17 protein-coding genes and 1 pseudogene are annotated in these 14,559 nt (G+C 40.2%); all 18 read left to right on the top strand.

Annotation, left to right across the window (positions count from 1 at the left end; all coding sequences use genetic code 11):
* A pseudogene (locus tag D8803_RS02895) lies at positions 1–536 on the top strand (hypothetical protein); the annotation flags it as partial.
* A 66-nt stretch (positions 537–602) separates the two neighbouring features.
* Positions 603–1,442, top strand: a complete 840-nt coding sequence (locus D8803_RS02890) for a metallophosphoesterase family protein (protein WP_131200185.1) — start codon at positions 603–605, stop codon at positions 1,440–1,442.
* A 157-nt stretch (positions 1,443–1,599) separates the two neighbouring features.
* Positions 1,600–2,124 (top strand): hypothetical protein, encoded by a 525-nt coding sequence (locus D8803_RS02885; RefSeq protein WP_000720917.1) that lies wholly within the window; start codon positions 1,600–1,602, stop codon positions 2,122–2,124.
* Between the two features lie 185 nt (positions 2,125–2,309).
* Positions 2,310–2,915: a nitroreductase family protein gene (locus tag D8803_RS02880; protein ID WP_131200184.1), complete on the top strand. Its 606-nt coding sequence runs from the start codon at positions 2,310–2,312 to the stop codon at positions 2,913–2,915.
* A gap of 12 nt (positions 2,916–2,927) precedes the next feature.
* Positions 2,928–4,328: a dipeptidase PepV gene (gene pepV / locus D8803_RS02875; protein WP_131200183.1), complete on the top strand. Its 1,401-nt coding sequence runs from the start codon at positions 2,928–2,930 to the stop codon at positions 4,326–4,328.
* Between the two features lie 53 nt (positions 4,329–4,381).
* Positions 4,382–4,966: a uracil-DNA glycosylase family protein gene (locus D8803_RS02870; RefSeq protein ID WP_131200182.1), complete on the top strand. Its 585-nt coding sequence runs from the start codon at positions 4,382–4,384 to the stop codon at positions 4,964–4,966.
* A 12-nt stretch (positions 4,967–4,978) separates the two neighbouring features.
* Positions 4,979–5,470 (top strand): prolyl-tRNA synthetase associated domain-containing protein, encoded by a 492-nt coding sequence (locus D8803_RS02865; RefSeq protein ID WP_131200181.1) that lies wholly within the window; start codon positions 4,979–4,981, stop codon positions 5,468–5,470.
* Positions 5,471–5,491: 21 nt separating this feature from the next.
* Positions 5,492–5,710 (top strand): rhodanese-like domain-containing protein, encoded by a 219-nt coding sequence (locus D8803_RS02860; RefSeq protein WP_131200180.1) that lies wholly within the window; start codon positions 5,492–5,494, stop codon positions 5,708–5,710.
* 170 nt (positions 5,711–5,880) lie between these two features.
* Positions 5,881–7,206, top strand: a complete 1,326-nt coding sequence (gene brnQ, locus D8803_RS02855; protein WP_190316790.1) for a branched-chain amino acid transport system II carrier protein — start codon at positions 5,881–5,883, stop codon at positions 7,204–7,206.
* Positions 7,207–7,306: 100 nt separating this feature from the next.
* Positions 7,307–8,344 (top strand): M42 family metallopeptidase, encoded by a 1,038-nt coding sequence (locus tag D8803_RS02850; protein WP_131200178.1) that lies wholly within the window; start codon positions 7,307–7,309, stop codon positions 8,342–8,344.
* A gap of 17 nt (positions 8,345–8,361) precedes the next feature.
* Positions 8,362–9,318 (top strand): hypothetical protein, encoded by a 957-nt coding sequence (locus D8803_RS02845; RefSeq protein ID WP_061417361.1) that lies wholly within the window; start codon positions 8,362–8,364, stop codon positions 9,316–9,318.
* Positions 9,319–9,524: 206 nt separating this feature from the next.
* On the top strand, positions 9,525–9,986 hold the full coding sequence (locus tag D8803_RS02840) for an HIT family protein (protein WP_131200177.1): 462 nt from the start codon (positions 9,525–9,527) through the stop codon (positions 9,984–9,986).
* Between the two features lie 17 nt (positions 9,987–10,003).
* Entirely contained in the window at positions 10,004–10,720 is a 717-nt protein-coding gene (ldcB, locus tag D8803_RS02835; protein WP_131200176.1) for an LD-carboxypeptidase LdcB/DacB, read from the top strand.
* A gap of 122 nt (positions 10,721–10,842) precedes the next feature.
* Positions 10,843–11,268: a 50S ribosomal protein L11 gene (gene rplK, locus D8803_RS02830; protein WP_001085804.1), complete on the top strand. Its 426-nt coding sequence runs from the start codon at positions 10,843–10,845 to the stop codon at positions 11,266–11,268.
* A gap of 96 nt (positions 11,269–11,364) precedes the next feature.
* The gene (gene rplA, locus D8803_RS02825) at positions 11,365–12,054 is read left to right on the top strand and encodes a 50S ribosomal protein L1 (protein WP_001085672.1); all 690 of its coding nucleotides are present in this window, start codon (positions 11,365–11,367) and stop codon (positions 12,052–12,054) included.
* Between the two features lie 175 nt (positions 12,055–12,229).
* On the top strand, positions 12,230–12,742 hold the full coding sequence (locus D8803_RS02820) for an adenine phosphoribosyltransferase (protein ID WP_001049316.1): 513 nt from the start codon (positions 12,230–12,232) through the stop codon (positions 12,740–12,742).
* 186 nt (positions 12,743–12,928) lie between these two features.
* The gene (gene metA, locus D8803_RS02815; protein WP_131200175.1) at positions 12,929–13,873 is read left to right on the top strand and encodes a homoserine O-acetyltransferase MetA; all 945 of its coding nucleotides are present in this window, start codon (positions 12,929–12,931) and stop codon (positions 13,871–13,873) included.
* A gap of 8 nt (positions 13,874–13,881) precedes the next feature.
* Entirely contained in the window at positions 13,882–14,559 is a 678-nt protein-coding gene (locus tag D8803_RS02810) for a DnaD domain-containing protein (protein ID WP_131200174.1), read from the top strand.

Genomic DNA, 14,559 nt, shown 5'->3' with positions numbered 1-14,559 from the left:
GTATGCACCTCGAATGGTCTAGAAGCTTAATAAACTTTTTAGTCAATTATATAAATGAAATCAACAAAATAGGAGGGATGAACTTCCAATTCATCTTCACTACCCACTCTCCCTATATGTTATCTGATATTAAACCAGGAAATGTGATTATACTTGAAAAAAATCAAGAAACTGGATACTCAGAAGGGAAAGTTTTGCAAAATACTTTCGCTAAGAATATCCAAGAAATCATGAAGGAAAATTTGATTGATAATATTTATGGTGATTTTGCCTTAGCAAAGATTAATTCTATGATAAGTAGACTAAATGGAGAAGAGGAGCAGGAAGGAAATGAAGAAGAACTATTAAAAGAAATTTATTTGATTAGCGAGCCTATTCTTCGTAATAAATTATTAGAGATGTATGATAAGAAATACAATACCTCAGAATTTAGTATTGAAAAGCAACTACAGAAGTTGAATCTAAATGAGGAACAACGCAAGCAGGTCAGAGCAATGATTGAAGAAAATATAAGTAGTGTCAATGCGGATAGATGAGTTTGTAAGTAAATAGATTGAATTATCAATACAATCATTTGAAAATGAATAATAGAAAGTAATAATATGAACCATAAAATCGCAATTTTATCAGATATTCATGGCAATGCAACGGCACTAGAAGCAGTGATTGCAGATGCTAAAACTCAAGGAGCCAATGAATACTGGCTTATGGGAGACATTTTCCTCCCTGGTCCAGGTGCAAATGATTTGGTAGCTCTGTTAAAGGAACTTCCTATCACGGCAAGTGTTCGAGGCAATTGGGATGATTGTGTCCTTGAGGCTTTAGATGGGCAATATGGCTTAGAAGACCCACAGGAAGTCCAGCTCTTGCGTATGACCCAGTTTTTAATGGAGCGAATGGATCCTGAAACGATTGTCTGGCTACGAAGCTTACCTTTGCTAGAAAAGAAAGAAGTTGACGGATTGCGCTTTTCTCTTTCTCATAATTTGCCTGATAAGAACTATGGTGGTGACTTGTTGGTTGACAATGATACGGAGAAATTTGACCAGCTACTTGATGAGGAGACAGATGTAGCAGTTTACGGTCATGTCCACAAACAGTTGCTTCGCTATGGCAGTCAAGGGCAACAAATCATCAATCCAGGTTCGATTGGCATGCCCTATTTTAACTGGGAGGCGTTAAAAAATCACCGTGCCCAGTATGTCGTGATAGAAGTTGAAGATGGGGAATTGGTAAATATCCTATTTCGTAAAGTCGCTTATGACTATGAAGCGGAGTTGGAATTGGCCAAATCCAAGGGGCTTCCCTTTATCGAAATGTATGAAGAACTGCGTCGTGACGATAACTATCAGGGGCACAATCTGGAACTCTTAGCTAGTTTAATTGAAAAGCACGGGTATGTAGAGGATGTGAAGGATTATTTTGATTTTCTGCAAAGTTAGAAATAAAATGGACACCCTTAATTTGAAGTGAGGTTTGTAGTCGAATTGCTTAGAAAAGAGTCAGACGATGAGGAAGAAAAGATGGCTTAGCTAAAGTTTGACATTGAAATTATTTTGTTATACAATGAACTTAATTCTTAATAAAAAGGAGAACATTATGAAGAAAATTATTACAGCCAGTATGGCTCTTTTATCTGTTGTTGTTTTAGCAGCATGTTCAGGGAAAACAACGTCTGATTCTTCGACTAAGACTTCAAGCTCTGTAGAACAAACTTCTTCTTCAGAGACTTCATCAACAACGTCTAGTTCAAAGACAGAAAATAATGAGGTTGTTTTGATCACCGATGAAGAAATTGACAATGCTAAAACTGTTGGAGATGTGAAGAAAGTCTTTGGTAAATTAGTCGACAATTATAAAAAGCATGCAGTTGAAATTGGGGAAAAAATTCCAGAGAGTGGAAAAGAAGCATATAACGCCCAAGTTGAACCAGCGCTTAAGTCTATGGAGACTGTAAGAGAGTCATTTAACGAAAGCCTTTCAAGTATTGGTTCTGATGATACAGTAGTGCCAGAACAAACTCGTACTCTATTTGTTCAACAGTTGAAAACTGGACGTGACACAATGAAGAAAGCGCTGGAAGCGGCTTATAAAGCAATTGCTCCATACACATCTGGTCAATAATATAAGAAAGTAGGTGTTCGATCACCTGCTTTTTGATTGCTTCAAATCTAAAGCGATACCTACTTAAAGAGCTCCAAATTAATAGCAGAGAGTTTGAAAGAAGTACTAACTCTATGAAAAATCCCTGCAAGCTCTTTCAAAATATGGTAGAATGGAAGCAGTAGAATTAGAAAAGGAAATCGATTATGAAATTTCTTGAATTAAATAAAAAACGTCATGCGACCAAGCATTTCACTGATCAGCCGGTGGATCCCAAAGATGTGCGTACGGCTATCGAAATCGCAACCTTGGCCCCAAGCGCTCACAACAGCCAGCCTTGGAAATTTGTGGTGGTTCGTGAGAAAAATGCTGAATTGGCAAAATTGGCTTATGGTTCGAACTTTGAGCAGGTATCAGCAGCACCTGTAACCATTGCCTTGTTTACAGACACAGATTTGGCTAAACGTGCCCGTAAGATTGCCAGAGTTGGTGGTGCTAATAACTTTTCTGAAGAGCAACTTCAATACTTTATGAAGAATTTGCCTGCTGAATTTGCGCGTTATAGTGAACAACAAGTCAGCGACTACCTAGCCCTCAATGCAGGTTTGGTTGCCATGAACTTGGTTTTGGCTCTGACAGATCAGGGAATTGGTTCTAACATTATTCTTGGATTTGACAAATCAAAAGCCAACGAAGTTTTGGATATCGAAGACCGTTTCCGTCCAGAACTCTTGATTACGGTAGGTTACACAGACGAAAAATTGGAACCAAGCTACCGCTTGCCAGTAGATGAAATCATCGAGAAAAGATAGAAGGAAGAAAAAATGACAGCAATTGATTTTACAGCAGAAGTAGAAAAACGCAAAGAAGACCTCTTGGCTGACTTGTTTAGCCTTTTGGAAATCAACTCAGAACGTGATGATAGTAAGGCTGATGCGCAGCATCCCTTTGGACCTGGTCCAGTAAAAGCCTTGGAAAAATTCCTTGAAATCGCAGACCGCGATGGCTATCCAACTAAGAATGTCGATAACTACGCAGGACATTTTGAGTTTGGTGAAGGAGAAGAAGTTCTCGGAATCTTTGCCCACATGGACGTGGTGCCAGCTGGTAGCGGTTGGGACACGGACCCTTACACACCAACTATCAAAGACGGTCGCCTTTATGCGCGTGGAGCTTCAGATGACAAGGGGCCTACAACAGCTTGTTACTATGGCTTGAAAATCATCAAAGAATTGGGCCTTCCAACTTCTAAGAAAGTTCGTTTCATCGTCGGAACAGACGAAGAATCAGGCTGGGCAGACATGGACTACTACTTTGAACATGTAGGACTTGAAAAACCAGACTTCGGTTTCTCTCCAGACGCTGAGTTTCCAATCATCAATGGTGAAAAAGGAAACATCACTGAATACCTCCACTTTGCAGGTGAAAATACTGGCGCAGCTCGTCTTCACAGTTTTACAGGTGGCTTGCGTGAAAACATGGTACCTGAATCAGCGACAGCAGTCGTTTCAGGTGACTTGGATAACTTGCAAGCGAAACTAGATGCCTTTGTTGCTGAACACAAACTCAGAGGAGAAATCAAAGAAGAAGCTGGCAAATACAAGGTGACCATCATTGGTAAATCAGCTCATGGTGCTATGCCTGCTTCAGGTGTCAATGGAGCTACTTACCTAGCACTCTTCCTCAACCAATTTAACTTTGCTGGACCAGCCAAAGACTACCTCGACATCGCTGGTAAGATTCTCTTGAATGACCATGAGGGTGAAAATCTCAAGGTTGCTCATGTGGATGAAAAAATGGGTGCCCTTTCTATGAATGCAGGTGTTTTCCGCTTCGATGAAACAAGTGCTGACAATACGATTGCCCTCAACTTCCGCTATCCAAAAGGAACAAGCCCAGAGCAAATCAAATCAGTTCTTGAAAACTTACCAGTTGCTTCTGTTAGCCTCTCTGAACATGGTCACACCCCTCACTATGTGCCAATGGAAGATGCACTTGTGCAAACCTTGTTGAATGTCTATGAAAAACAAACTGGACTTCAAGGTCATGAACAAGTCATCGGTGGTGGTACCTTCGGTCGCTTGCTGGAACGTGGAGTTGCCTACGGTGCCATGTTCCCGGACTCAATCGACACCATGCACCAAGCCAACGAATTTATCGCCTTGGACGATCTCTTCCGAGCAGCAGCAATCTATGCTGAAGCTATTTATGAATTGATCAAATAAAACGATAGAAGTCTGAGATTTTATGCTTGGACTTCTTTTTGGAGGGAAAACAGATGTCTCAAATCGAAAAGATCAAACAAGCCATTATGGCGGATCCACAGAATACCAGTTATACAGAACGCGGAATCGAACCTCTCTTTGCGGCGCCAAAGACTGCTCGCATCAATATTGTCGGACAAGCTCCGGGCTTTAAAACGCAAGAAGCTGGGATTTACTGGAAGGATAAGAGCGGCGATCGCTTGCGAGATTGGTTAGGTGTAGATGAAGACACCTTTTACAATTCAGGGTTGTTTGCAGTTATTCCTATGGACTTTTATTTCCCAGGACATGGGAAATCAGGCGACCTTCCACCCCGTAAAGGCTTTGCCGAAAAATGGCACCCACAACTCCTCAAGGAATGTCCAAATATTGAATTAACTCTTTTGATTGGACAATATGCTCAGGCCTATTATCTTCATGAGAAGGTTAGTGGCAAGGTAACAGAGCGAGTAAAATGCTACAAAGACTATTTGCCAGAGTATTTTCCTTTAGTTCACCCGTCACCACGAAATCAAATCTGGATGGCCAAAAATCCTTGGTTTGAGGTAGAAGTGGTGCCAGAGTTGCAAGCATTGGTACAAAAGATTATTCATCAATAAAGGAGAAAAACTATGGACGCTTATCAACAAGTAGCTAATACCTTGCAAGAGTTGGGAATCACCTTTGATGTGGTGGAGCACCCACCTGTATTTACGACAGAGCAGGCAGATAGCTATATTGAAGGAATGGAAGGAGTCCGGACTAAGTCCATGTTTTTGACCAATAGGAAGAAAACCCAGTACTATCTACTCATAATGGATGACAAGAAACGATTGGATATGGATGACTTTAAAGTTCAAGTGGGAGCCGATCGGATTCGAATGGCCTCATTGGACTCCTTGGCTGAGAAAATGACCCTACCAGCAGGAACGGTATCACCTTTTGGTTTGTTAAATAATGAAGAAAAAGATATTCTAGTTTATTTTGATAAGGACATTGTATCGGAGGATATCATGACTTTCCATCCCAATACTAATGAAAAGACCATCTTTATCAAAAGCAAAGACTTGTTCCGATTTTTAGAGTCGATTGGATTTACCTATAAGTTTTTAACTTTGCGTTAAAGGCATCAAAAAGAAGAAATGATGAAAGAAATTGTTTTTGACAAATTCTACCAACTTTACCAGAAAGAGTCCCTTTCTGTATTAGATGTGAGAGAAGTAGAAGAGTTGGACAATGAGCAGTTGCATTATGTCATTTGTAAATCAGGGATGAGATCAGCTCGTGCTTGCCAGTTCTTGGAGGAGCATGGATATAAGGTCATCAATGTTCAAGGTGGCATGACGGCCTTTGAAAATCTTTAAAATTTTGCATTTCTCTTACTTGGTGTGGACTAGGTAGGAGAAATTTATTTTTAGATAATTCTTATTTTTAAAAATATTGAAAACATTCAATGATTAATTTTGGATACTTTTTTCAGAGTCTTAATCATGGTATACTAGGTCAGTATTTTAGAAATATGAAGGAGATTTTTATGGCTAAAAAAGGTGCCCTAACAGGCTTGCTCCTGTTTGGAATATTTTTTGGTGCGGGGAACTTGATTTTTCCGCCTTCTCTAGGTGCCCTATCTGGAGAACAGTTTCTTCCTGCCATCGCAGGTTTTGTATTTTCGGGTGTCGGTATTGCCGTCTTGACACTTATTATTGGAACGCTAAACCCTAAAGGTTACATTCACGAGATTTCTAAGAAAATCTCACCTTGGTTTGCGACGCTTTATCTTGCAGTCCTCTATCTATCGATTGGCCCCTTCTTTGCTATCCCACGTACAGCAACAACAGCTTATGAGGTCGGCATCAGCCCCCTCTTATCTGAAGCAAATAAAGGGCTTGGATTGATTATCTTTACCGTACTGTACTTTGCAGCGGCCTATCTGATCTCGCTCAATCCTTCAAAGATTTTGGATCGAATCGGACGTATCTTGACACCAGTCTTTGCCTTGTTGATCGTTATCTTGGTTGTACTAGGTGCCTTCAAATATGGTGGAACCAGCCCTCAAGCTGCTTCAGCTGCTTATCAAGCTTCTGCCTTTGGTACAGGTTTCCTAGAAGGTTATAACACCTTGGATGCCCTTGCCTCAGTCGCTTTTAGTGTGATTGCTGTTCAAACCTTGAAACAACTTGGATTCTCTAGTAAGAAAGAATACATTTCAACTATTTGGGTGGTTGGTATCGTTGTAGCTCTTGCCTTTAGCGCTCTTTACATCGGTTTAGGATTCCTTGGAAATCATTTCCCAGTACCAGCAGAAGCCATGAAGGGTGGAACTCCAGGTGTTTATATCTTGTCACAAGCAACCCAGGAAATCTTTGGTTCAACGGCTCAACTCTTCCTTGCTGTCATGGTAACTGTAACCTGCTTCACAACGACAGTTGGCTTGATTGTATCTACAGCTGAGTTCTTTAACGGACGCTTTCCACAAATCAGCTACAAGGTCTATGCAACTGCCTTTACCTTGATTGGATTTGCCATTGCTAATCTTGGTCTTGATGCGATTATCAAGTACTCAATTCCAGTACTGGTTATCTTGTATCCAATCACTATTGCCATTGTAATGATTGTGATTGTTAATAAGTTTGTGCCCCTATCAAAACCGGGCATGCAGTTAACTATTGGGCTCGTTACAGCTATTGCTCTTGCAAGCGTCCTTGGCAGTTCCTTTAAGATTGAGTTTCTAGCAAACCTCGTCAATGCTCTTCCGTTTGCAGCTGCCTCTCTACCATGGTTAGTGCCAGCTATTATTGGAATTTTGCTTTCCTTGGTTTTACCAAACAAGCAAGAAAGCGATGTTTTTGAAATGGAATAAAAAATAGAAATCACTTTTGTAAGTCAACTCTACAGGAGTGATTTTTCTTTTTTCCTCTCTACTGAAATGTGCTATAATAGGTAGCAAAAGAGGTGAAGAAATGAATCAGACTGTAAACTATATCAAAGAACTAACCGCAATTTCATCCCCGACAGGCTTTACTCGTGAGATTTCAGACTACCTAGTCCATACTTTAGAAGATCTTGGTTACAAGCCTGTTCGCACAGCTAAGGGCGGTGTCAATGTGACCATTAAAGGTCAAAATGATGAGCAACACCGCTATGTGACTGCCCATGTGGATACGCTGGGTGCTATTGTTCGTGCTGTCAAACCAGATGGCCGTCTCAAATTGGACCGTATCGGTGGTTTTCCCTGGAACATGATTGAAGGAGAAAACTGTACCGTTCATGTGGCTAGTACAGGTAAAACGGTATCTGGAACTATCCTCATCCACCAGACATCTTGCCATGTCTACAAAGATGCTGGAACTGCTGAACGCACACAGGACAATATGGAAGTGCGTTTGGATGAAAAAGTGACCAATGAAAAAGAAACCCGCGCCTTGGGCATCGAGGTCGGTGATTTTATCAGCTTTGACCCGCGAACTGTCGTGACAGAGACTGGTTTTATCAAGTCTCGTCATTTAGATGACAAGGTCAGCGCAGCGATTTTGCTCAATCTGCTTCGAGTTTATAAAGAAGAGCGAATTGACTTGCCGATGACGACTCATTTTGCTTTTTCAGTCTTTGAAGAGGTAGGTCACGGTGCAAACTCCAATATTCCAGCTCAGGTAGTAGAATACCTAGCTGTAGATATGGGAGCTATGGGCGATGATCAGCAGACAGATGAGTATACAGTGTCTATCTGTGTCAAGGACGCTTCAGGTCCCTATCACTATGACTTCCGTCAACATTTAGTGGCTTTGGCGAAGGAGCAAGATATTCCATTTAAGCTCGACATTTATCCATTTTACGGTTCGGATGCTTCCGCAGCTATGTCTGCAGGAGCAGAAGTCAAGCATGCCCTCCTTGGAGCTGGTATTGAGTCCAGTCATTCTTACGAACGTACCCACATTGATTCGGTAGTGGCGACTGAGCGTATGGTAGATGCTTATCTTAAGAGCGAGTTGGTGGACTGAAGGGGCGATAAAGTATTATGTATGAAATACTGAAACAATTAGCAACGCCTGCTATAATAACAGGGATAATTTCGGGTTTGTATGCTTATTTCCAAAAGAAAAAAGAGGAATATCGTAAGTATGTGTATGAAAATAAACAAGAAAACTTTAAAGAACTAGTTGTTTATGCTGATGAACTGGTAGATAAAGGGATTACTAATCCAGATTTAGAAAAACTACTTTTTAGAATTTCTCAAAACATTAATCCGTATGGACGAAAAATAAAAACTTTTGGAAAATATCAGTGGATAGAAGATGATGGATATATATGGTATCAAATAGAAATTATAGAGAAAAAACTTGCTTCTCAAATACTTCAAATAGAGGATTTAAAAGAACTAGCTCATCGGATACAAATTGCTAAACGATTACTAGATATAAAAGTAGAAAAAAATATTCCGATCATAAGTTCAGTTAAAATATGGTTTTATTTATTTCAGTATGCGATGTTATTACTTCAGCTATTTTTCATTTACTCTGGGTACAAAAGTTTTATCGAACAACCGACTGAATTCTCTCCGTTATTAGCTTGTTGCTTGATTATGGTAGTAAGTTTAATTTTTTTACTTCCAGAATTGAGTGTTGATGGAAGTGATGATGGAAGATCTGGAATATTTATTACAGTGTCCCTTTTCTATATTGTCGTAGTTGATACTGTAGTATCGTATTATTTGTATAAAAATTTATTTATTGTTCTTATTGTTGGAATAGTTTCACTTTGTCTAAGTATTTGTGTAGTATTTTTTAAAGCTATTATTTTCGGAGAAAGTGAAATTAGTAAAGTATCTACAATTTATATCGAAGAATATAGAAAACTGCAGGGACCTAAGTTAAGTAAGAGACGCTTTATAGATAATTTTACAGTTATTCCATTTTTTAGTAAGATTAAGAATTTATTTCACAAAGATAAGAGGGAGGGGAATGATGACCTATAAACATCGACTCTTTGACCTTGGCTGTTCCCTTCTCAACTTTGAAACAGTTGAGGATTAGGGGGAGTCTGATATCAGATATTCAAGGGGTAAATAAAGCAGGGATTGACAGTGAGTGATTTAATCCCTAGATACTTGAGAATACAAGCACAGCTATCCCAAACTGTCAGATTCAAGGTTGAAGATATTATAATTAAAAGGAGAGACTCATGTGCTTCATCTGTCAGAGAATTGAACTCATCAAAGTTGGGCAAAACCCCTACTTTGTCAAAGAACTAGAAACAGGCTATGTAGTTATTGGAGACCACCAATACTTTAAGGGCTATACCTTATTTTTAGCAAAAGAGCATGTCACAGAACTCCACCAAATGGAAAATCCTGTAAAACTTCGCTTTTTAGAGGAAATGAGTTTGGTCCAAGAAGCAGTCGCCAAAGCATTTGAGGCTGAAAAGATGAATATTGAACTCCTAGGAAATGGTGATGCCCACGCTCATTGGCATCTTTTCCCGCGAAGAGCAGGTGATATGAAAGGTTACGGACTTAATGGCCGTGGCCCAGTCTGGTGGGTGCCCTGGGAAGAAATGGCAGCAGCAGATTGCCAAGTACAATCACCAGAGCTGGAACAAATGATTAGAGCCTTATCACATGAATTGGAGAAATGCTTGGCCTAAGAGAGAGGAAGAAAGAAATGAAAAAAAGATATGTCATTTTATCTGGTTTATTAGCGTTGACCCTTGCAGCTTGTTCGCAAGAAAAAACCAAAGTTGAAGAAACTACCCAAAAGACGGAGCAAAGTACCAAGGAAGAAGGAACTGTGGGTAGCAAATCCCAAACTTCTAGCCAGAAAAAAGCAGAGGTTGTAGATAAAGGAAGTTATTATAGTATCCAAGGGAAATACGATGAAATTATCATTGCCAATAAACGCTATCCTTTGTCAAAAGACTACAATCCAGGAGAGAATCCAACAGCCAAGGCAGAGTTGCTCAAACTAATCGCAGCCATGCAGGCTGAGGGCTATCCAATCAGTGACCACTACAGTGGTTTTAGAAGTTATGAAACTCAGGCTAAGCTATACCAAGACTATGTCAATCAAGACGGGAAGGAAGCAGCAGATCGCTACTCATCCCGCCCAGGTTACAGTGAACACCAGACGGGTCTTGCTTTTGACCTTATTGGTACAGATGGTGATTTAGTTACTGAAGAAAAAGCAGCCCAGTGGCTCTTGGACCATGCGGCTGACTATGGCTTTGTTGTTCGCTATCTCAAAGGCAAGGAAAAAGAGACAGGTTACATGACAGAAGAATGGCATCTCCGCTACGTTGGAAAAGAAGCCAAAGAAATTGCTGCAAGTGGTCTCAGTTTGGAAGAGTACTATGGCTTTGAAGGCGGAGATTACGTTGATTAAAAATAAAAGTTTTCTCTTGCATTTTTAGATAAATAGTGTATAATGGAAAGGTATGTGTAAAGCATACTTGTGGGAGGTAAAAATCTTACATTACCGCCAAAACCACAAAGGAGGATTTAAAAATGGCTAAAAAAGTCGAAAAACTTGTAAAATTGCAAATCCCTGCTGGTAAAGCTACACCAGCTCCACCGGTTGGACCTGCTCTTGGTCAAGCTGGTATCAACATCATGGGATTCACAAAAGAGTTCAACGCTCGTACAGCTGATCAAGCTGGTATGATCATTCCAGTTGTTATCTCAGTTTACGAAGATAAATCATTTACTTTCATCACTAAGACACCACCAGCTGCTGTTCTTTTGAAAAAAGCTGCAGGTGTTGAAAAAGGATCAGGTACACCTAACAAAACTAAAGTTGCTTCAGTTACTCGTGCGCAAGTACAAGAAATTGCAGAAACTAAAATGCCAGATTTGAACGCTGCAAACCTTGAGTCTGCAATGCGTATGATCGAAGGTACTGCTCGTTCTATGGGATTCAACGTTGTTGACTAATCAATAACATCCCTATATAACCCGCAAGACTTCATCATTTCGAGAAGTGACGTGGGAGATGAAAATCGATTGAACCACTTACAAGGAGAATAGAAAATGGCTAAAAAAAGCAAACAACTTCGTGCTGCTCTTGAGAAAATCGACAGCACAAAAGCGTACAGCGTAGAAGAAGCTGTAGCTCTTGCAAAAGAAACTAACTTTGCAAAATTTGATGCAACTGTAGAAGTTGCTTACAACTTGAACATTGACGTTAAAAAAGCTGACCAACAAATCCGTGGAGCAATGGTATTGCCAAACGGTACTGGTAAAACAGCTCGCGTTCTTGTATTTGCACGTGGTGCAAAAGCTGAAGAAGCAAAAGCTGCTGGTGCAGACTTCGTTGGTGAAGACGACCTTGTTGCTAAAATAAACGACGGTTGGTTGGACTTCGATGTAGTTATCGCTACACCTGATATGATGGCTCTTGTTGGACGTCTTGGACGTGTCCTTGGACCACGTAACTTGATGCCAAACCCTAAAACTGGTACTGTAACAATGGATGTTGCTAAAGCAGTTGAAGAGTCTAAAGGTGGTAAAATCACTTACCGTGCAGACCGTGCAGGTATCGTACAAGCTATTATCGGTAAAGTATCATTTGAAGCTGACAAGTTGGTTGAAAACTTCAAAGCATTCAACGAAACAATCCAAAAAGCTAAACCAGCTACTGCTAAAGGAACTTACGTAACAAGCTTGACAATCACAACTACTCAAGGTGTTGGTATCAAGGTTGATGTGAACTCACTTTAATCAATAAATTTATAAAAAACGAGTACAAAAGTGCTCGTTTTTTTGATGATATTTTCATTCTAGAAAAAATGAGTTCATTTATTTCCTGATAGATCAAGGAAAAGTGCTTTCCTCTTCTTCTTTCACAGAAAATATGGTATAATAGAGAGTAAAAAACTTTGAAAGAAAGAAAAAGATGAATTTAAAAGATTATATCGCAACGATTGAAAATTATCCCAAGGAAGGCATCACCTTCCGTGATATCAGCCCATTGATGGCAGATGGTAATGCTTATAGCTATGCTGTTCGTGAAATCGTTCAGTATGCAACTGATAAGAAAATCGACATGATCGTGGGACCAGAGGCCCGTGGATTTATTGTCGGCTGTCCCGTTGCCTTTGAGTTGGGAATTGGCTTTGCACCTGTTCGTAAACCAGGCAAATTACCGCGTGAAGTGATTTCTGCTGACTATGAAAAAGAGTACGGTATTGATACCTTGACCATGCACGCTGATGCCATCAAACCAGGTCAACGTGTTCTCATCGTAGATGACCTCTTGGCGACAGGTGGAACTGTCAAGGCAACCATTGAAATGATTGAAAGACTTGGTGGAGTTGTAGCGGGTTGTGCTTTCTTGATTGAACTTGATGAGCTTAAAGGCCGCGAAAAAATCGGTGATTACGATTACAAGGTACTTATGCATTATTAATGAAAAACAGTCCTTGGGGCTGTTTTCTCTTCATCTGCTATATAAACAAACTATAGCTAGTTAGAGAAAAACTATAATTGAAAACTATATCTTCATACAGTATAATAAAAGGAAGAGAAGTTTGAAAGATTGTGCTTTCAAGCAGATAAAGCCATTCCCGAAATAGATGACTGTTAGGAGGGTATTATGCCGATTCGGATTGAAAAAAAATTACCTGCTGTTGAGATTCTAAGGACAGAGAATATCTTTGTCATGGACGATCAACGGGCTGCTCACCAAGATATTCGCCCTTTGAAGATTTTGATTCTAAATCTGATGCCCCAAAAGATTGTGACAGAAACACAACTCTTGCGGCACTTGGCCAATACGCCCCTACAGTTAGATATTGATTTCTTGTATATGGAGACGCATCGTTCAAAAACGACCCGTGCCGAACATATGGAAACCTTCTATAAGACCTTCCCAGAGGTCAAGAATGACTTTTTTGATGGAATGATCATCACGGGAGCTCCAGTGGAGCACTTGCCTTTTGAGGAGGTGGACTACTGGGAGGAGTTTAAACAGGTCATCGAATGGTCCAAGACGCATGTTTTTTCTACTCTGCATATCTGCTGGGGTGCCCAAGCAGGTCTTTATGCTCGCTATGGAGTTGAAAAACACCAAATGGAGCAGAAATTATCAGGCATTTACCCGCAGGATACCTTGAAAGAGGGGCATCTTCTCTTTAGAGGTTTTGATGATAGCTATGTGGCTCCCCATTCTCGTCATACAGAAATCTATAAGGAAGAGATTTTAGGAAAAACCAATCTGGAAATCCTCTCTGAGGGAAAACAAGTCGGTGTTTCTATTTTAGCCAGTCGGGATCTTCGGGAGATTTATAGTTTTGGACATTTAGAATATGACCGTGATACTCTAGCAAAAGAGTATTTTCGTGATTGTGAGGCAGGACTTAATCCTCACATTCCAGAAAATTACTTCAAAAATGATGATGTGAATGAGACACCGTGTCTCTGTTGGTCTTCATCAGCTGCCCTCTTTTTCAGTAACTGGGTTAACTATGCTGTCTATCAGGAAACTCCCTTTGACTGGAAAAAGGTAGAGGACGATGCGGCTTCATTTGGATATTTATAAGAGGAATTATGACATATTTTGACGCTTTTAAATCAGGGAACTTGGTCTTGCCAAGTGCCCTTCTCTTGCATTTTAAGGAACTTTTTCCTTCCAGCGATGATTTTCTCGTTTGGCAATTTTTCTATCTACAAAATACATCTGCTTTGGATGAGCTGTCGCCAAGCCAAATAGCAGAAACTATTGGAAAAGAACTTGCAGATGTCAACCAATCCATTTCAAACTTGACTGAAAATGGGCTACTACAATATCGAACGATTGAACTTAATGGGGAGATTGAGCTCATTTTTGATGCTAGTTTAGCTTTTGAACGCTTGGATAGCTTGTTGGATAGTCAAACTCCAGCTGCAACTACCCCAAACACGCAAAATCAATTGAAGGATTTGGTTGAGACTTTCCAGCAGGAATTAGGACGTTTGTTAACGCCGTTTGAAATCGAAGATCTTTCCAAGACAGTCAAAGACGATGGAATCAAGGCAGATTTGATCAAAGAAGCTCTCCGAGAGGCCGTTCTAAATGGCAAACCAAACTGGAAATATATTCAGGCTATCCTTCGGAATTGGCGCCATGAAGGCATCCAGTCTGTGGCCCAAGTGGAAGCTAAACGAGCTGAGAGAGAAGCAAACAATCCTAAACAAGTTCAAGCTTCAGCTGATTTTCTCGATGCCATGAATTTGTGGCAAGATTAG

This window comes from Streptococcus oralis, from assembly GCF_003943385.1.
Taxonomy (GTDB): Bacteria; Bacillota; Bacilli; order Lactobacillales; family Streptococcaceae; genus Streptococcus; species Streptococcus oralis_CA.
The sequence above is the reverse complement of the archived record's forward strand: the minus strand, read 5'-3'. Positions and strand labels throughout refer to the sequence as shown.

Bases quoted from the DNA above. Each gene is read 5' to 3' on its own strand.
- D8803_RS02890 (WP_131200185.1), top strand. From the start codon at position 603: ATGAACCATAAAATCGCAATTTTATCAGATATTCATGGCAATGCAACG.
- D8803_RS02885 (WP_000720917.1), top strand. From the start codon at position 1,600: ATGAAGAAAATTATTACAGCCAGTATGGCTCTTTTATCTGTTGTTGTT.
- D8803_RS02880 (WP_131200184.1), top strand. From the start codon at position 2,310: ATGAAATTTCTTGAATTAAATAAAAAACGTCATGCGACCAAGCATTTC.
- pepV (WP_131200183.1), top strand. From the start codon at position 2,928: ATGACAGCAATTGATTTTACAGCAGAAGTAGAAAAACGCAAAGAAGAC.
- D8803_RS02870 (WP_131200182.1), top strand. From the start codon at position 4,382: ATGTCTCAAATCGAAAAGATCAAACAAGCCATTATGGCGGATCCACAG.
- D8803_RS02865 (WP_131200181.1), top strand. From the start codon at position 4,979: ATGGACGCTTATCAACAAGTAGCTAATACCTTGCAAGAGTTGGGAATC.
- D8803_RS02860 (WP_131200180.1), top strand. From the start codon at position 5,492: ATGAAAGAAATTGTTTTTGACAAATTCTACCAACTTTACCAGAAAGAG.
- brnQ (WP_190316790.1), top strand. From the start codon at position 5,881: ATGGCTAAAAAAGGTGCCCTAACAGGCTTGCTCCTGTTTGGAATATTT.
- D8803_RS02850 (WP_131200178.1), top strand. From the start codon at position 7,307: ATGAATCAGACTGTAAACTATATCAAAGAACTAACCGCAATTTCATCC.
- D8803_RS02845 (WP_061417361.1), top strand. From the start codon at position 8,362: ATGTATGAAATACTGAAACAATTAGCAACGCCTGCTATAATAACAGGG.
- D8803_RS02840 (WP_131200177.1), top strand. From the start codon at position 9,525: ATGTGCTTCATCTGTCAGAGAATTGAACTCATCAAAGTTGGGCAAAAC.
- ldcB (WP_131200176.1), top strand. From the start codon at position 10,004: ATGAAAAAAAGATATGTCATTTTATCTGGTTTATTAGCGTTGACCCTT.
- rplK (WP_001085804.1), top strand. From the start codon at position 10,843: ATGGCTAAAAAAGTCGAAAAACTTGTAAAATTGCAAATCCCTGCTGGT.
- rplA (WP_001085672.1), top strand. From the start codon at position 11,365: ATGGCTAAAAAAAGCAAACAACTTCGTGCTGCTCTTGAGAAAATCGAC.
- D8803_RS02820 (WP_001049316.1), top strand. From the start codon at position 12,230: ATGAATTTAAAAGATTATATCGCAACGATTGAAAATTATCCCAAGGAA.
- metA (WP_131200175.1), top strand. From the start codon at position 12,929: ATGCCGATTCGGATTGAAAAAAAATTACCTGCTGTTGAGATTCTAAGG.
- D8803_RS02810 (WP_131200174.1), top strand. From the start codon at position 13,882: ATGACATATTTTGACGCTTTTAAATCAGGGAACTTGGTCTTGCCAAGT.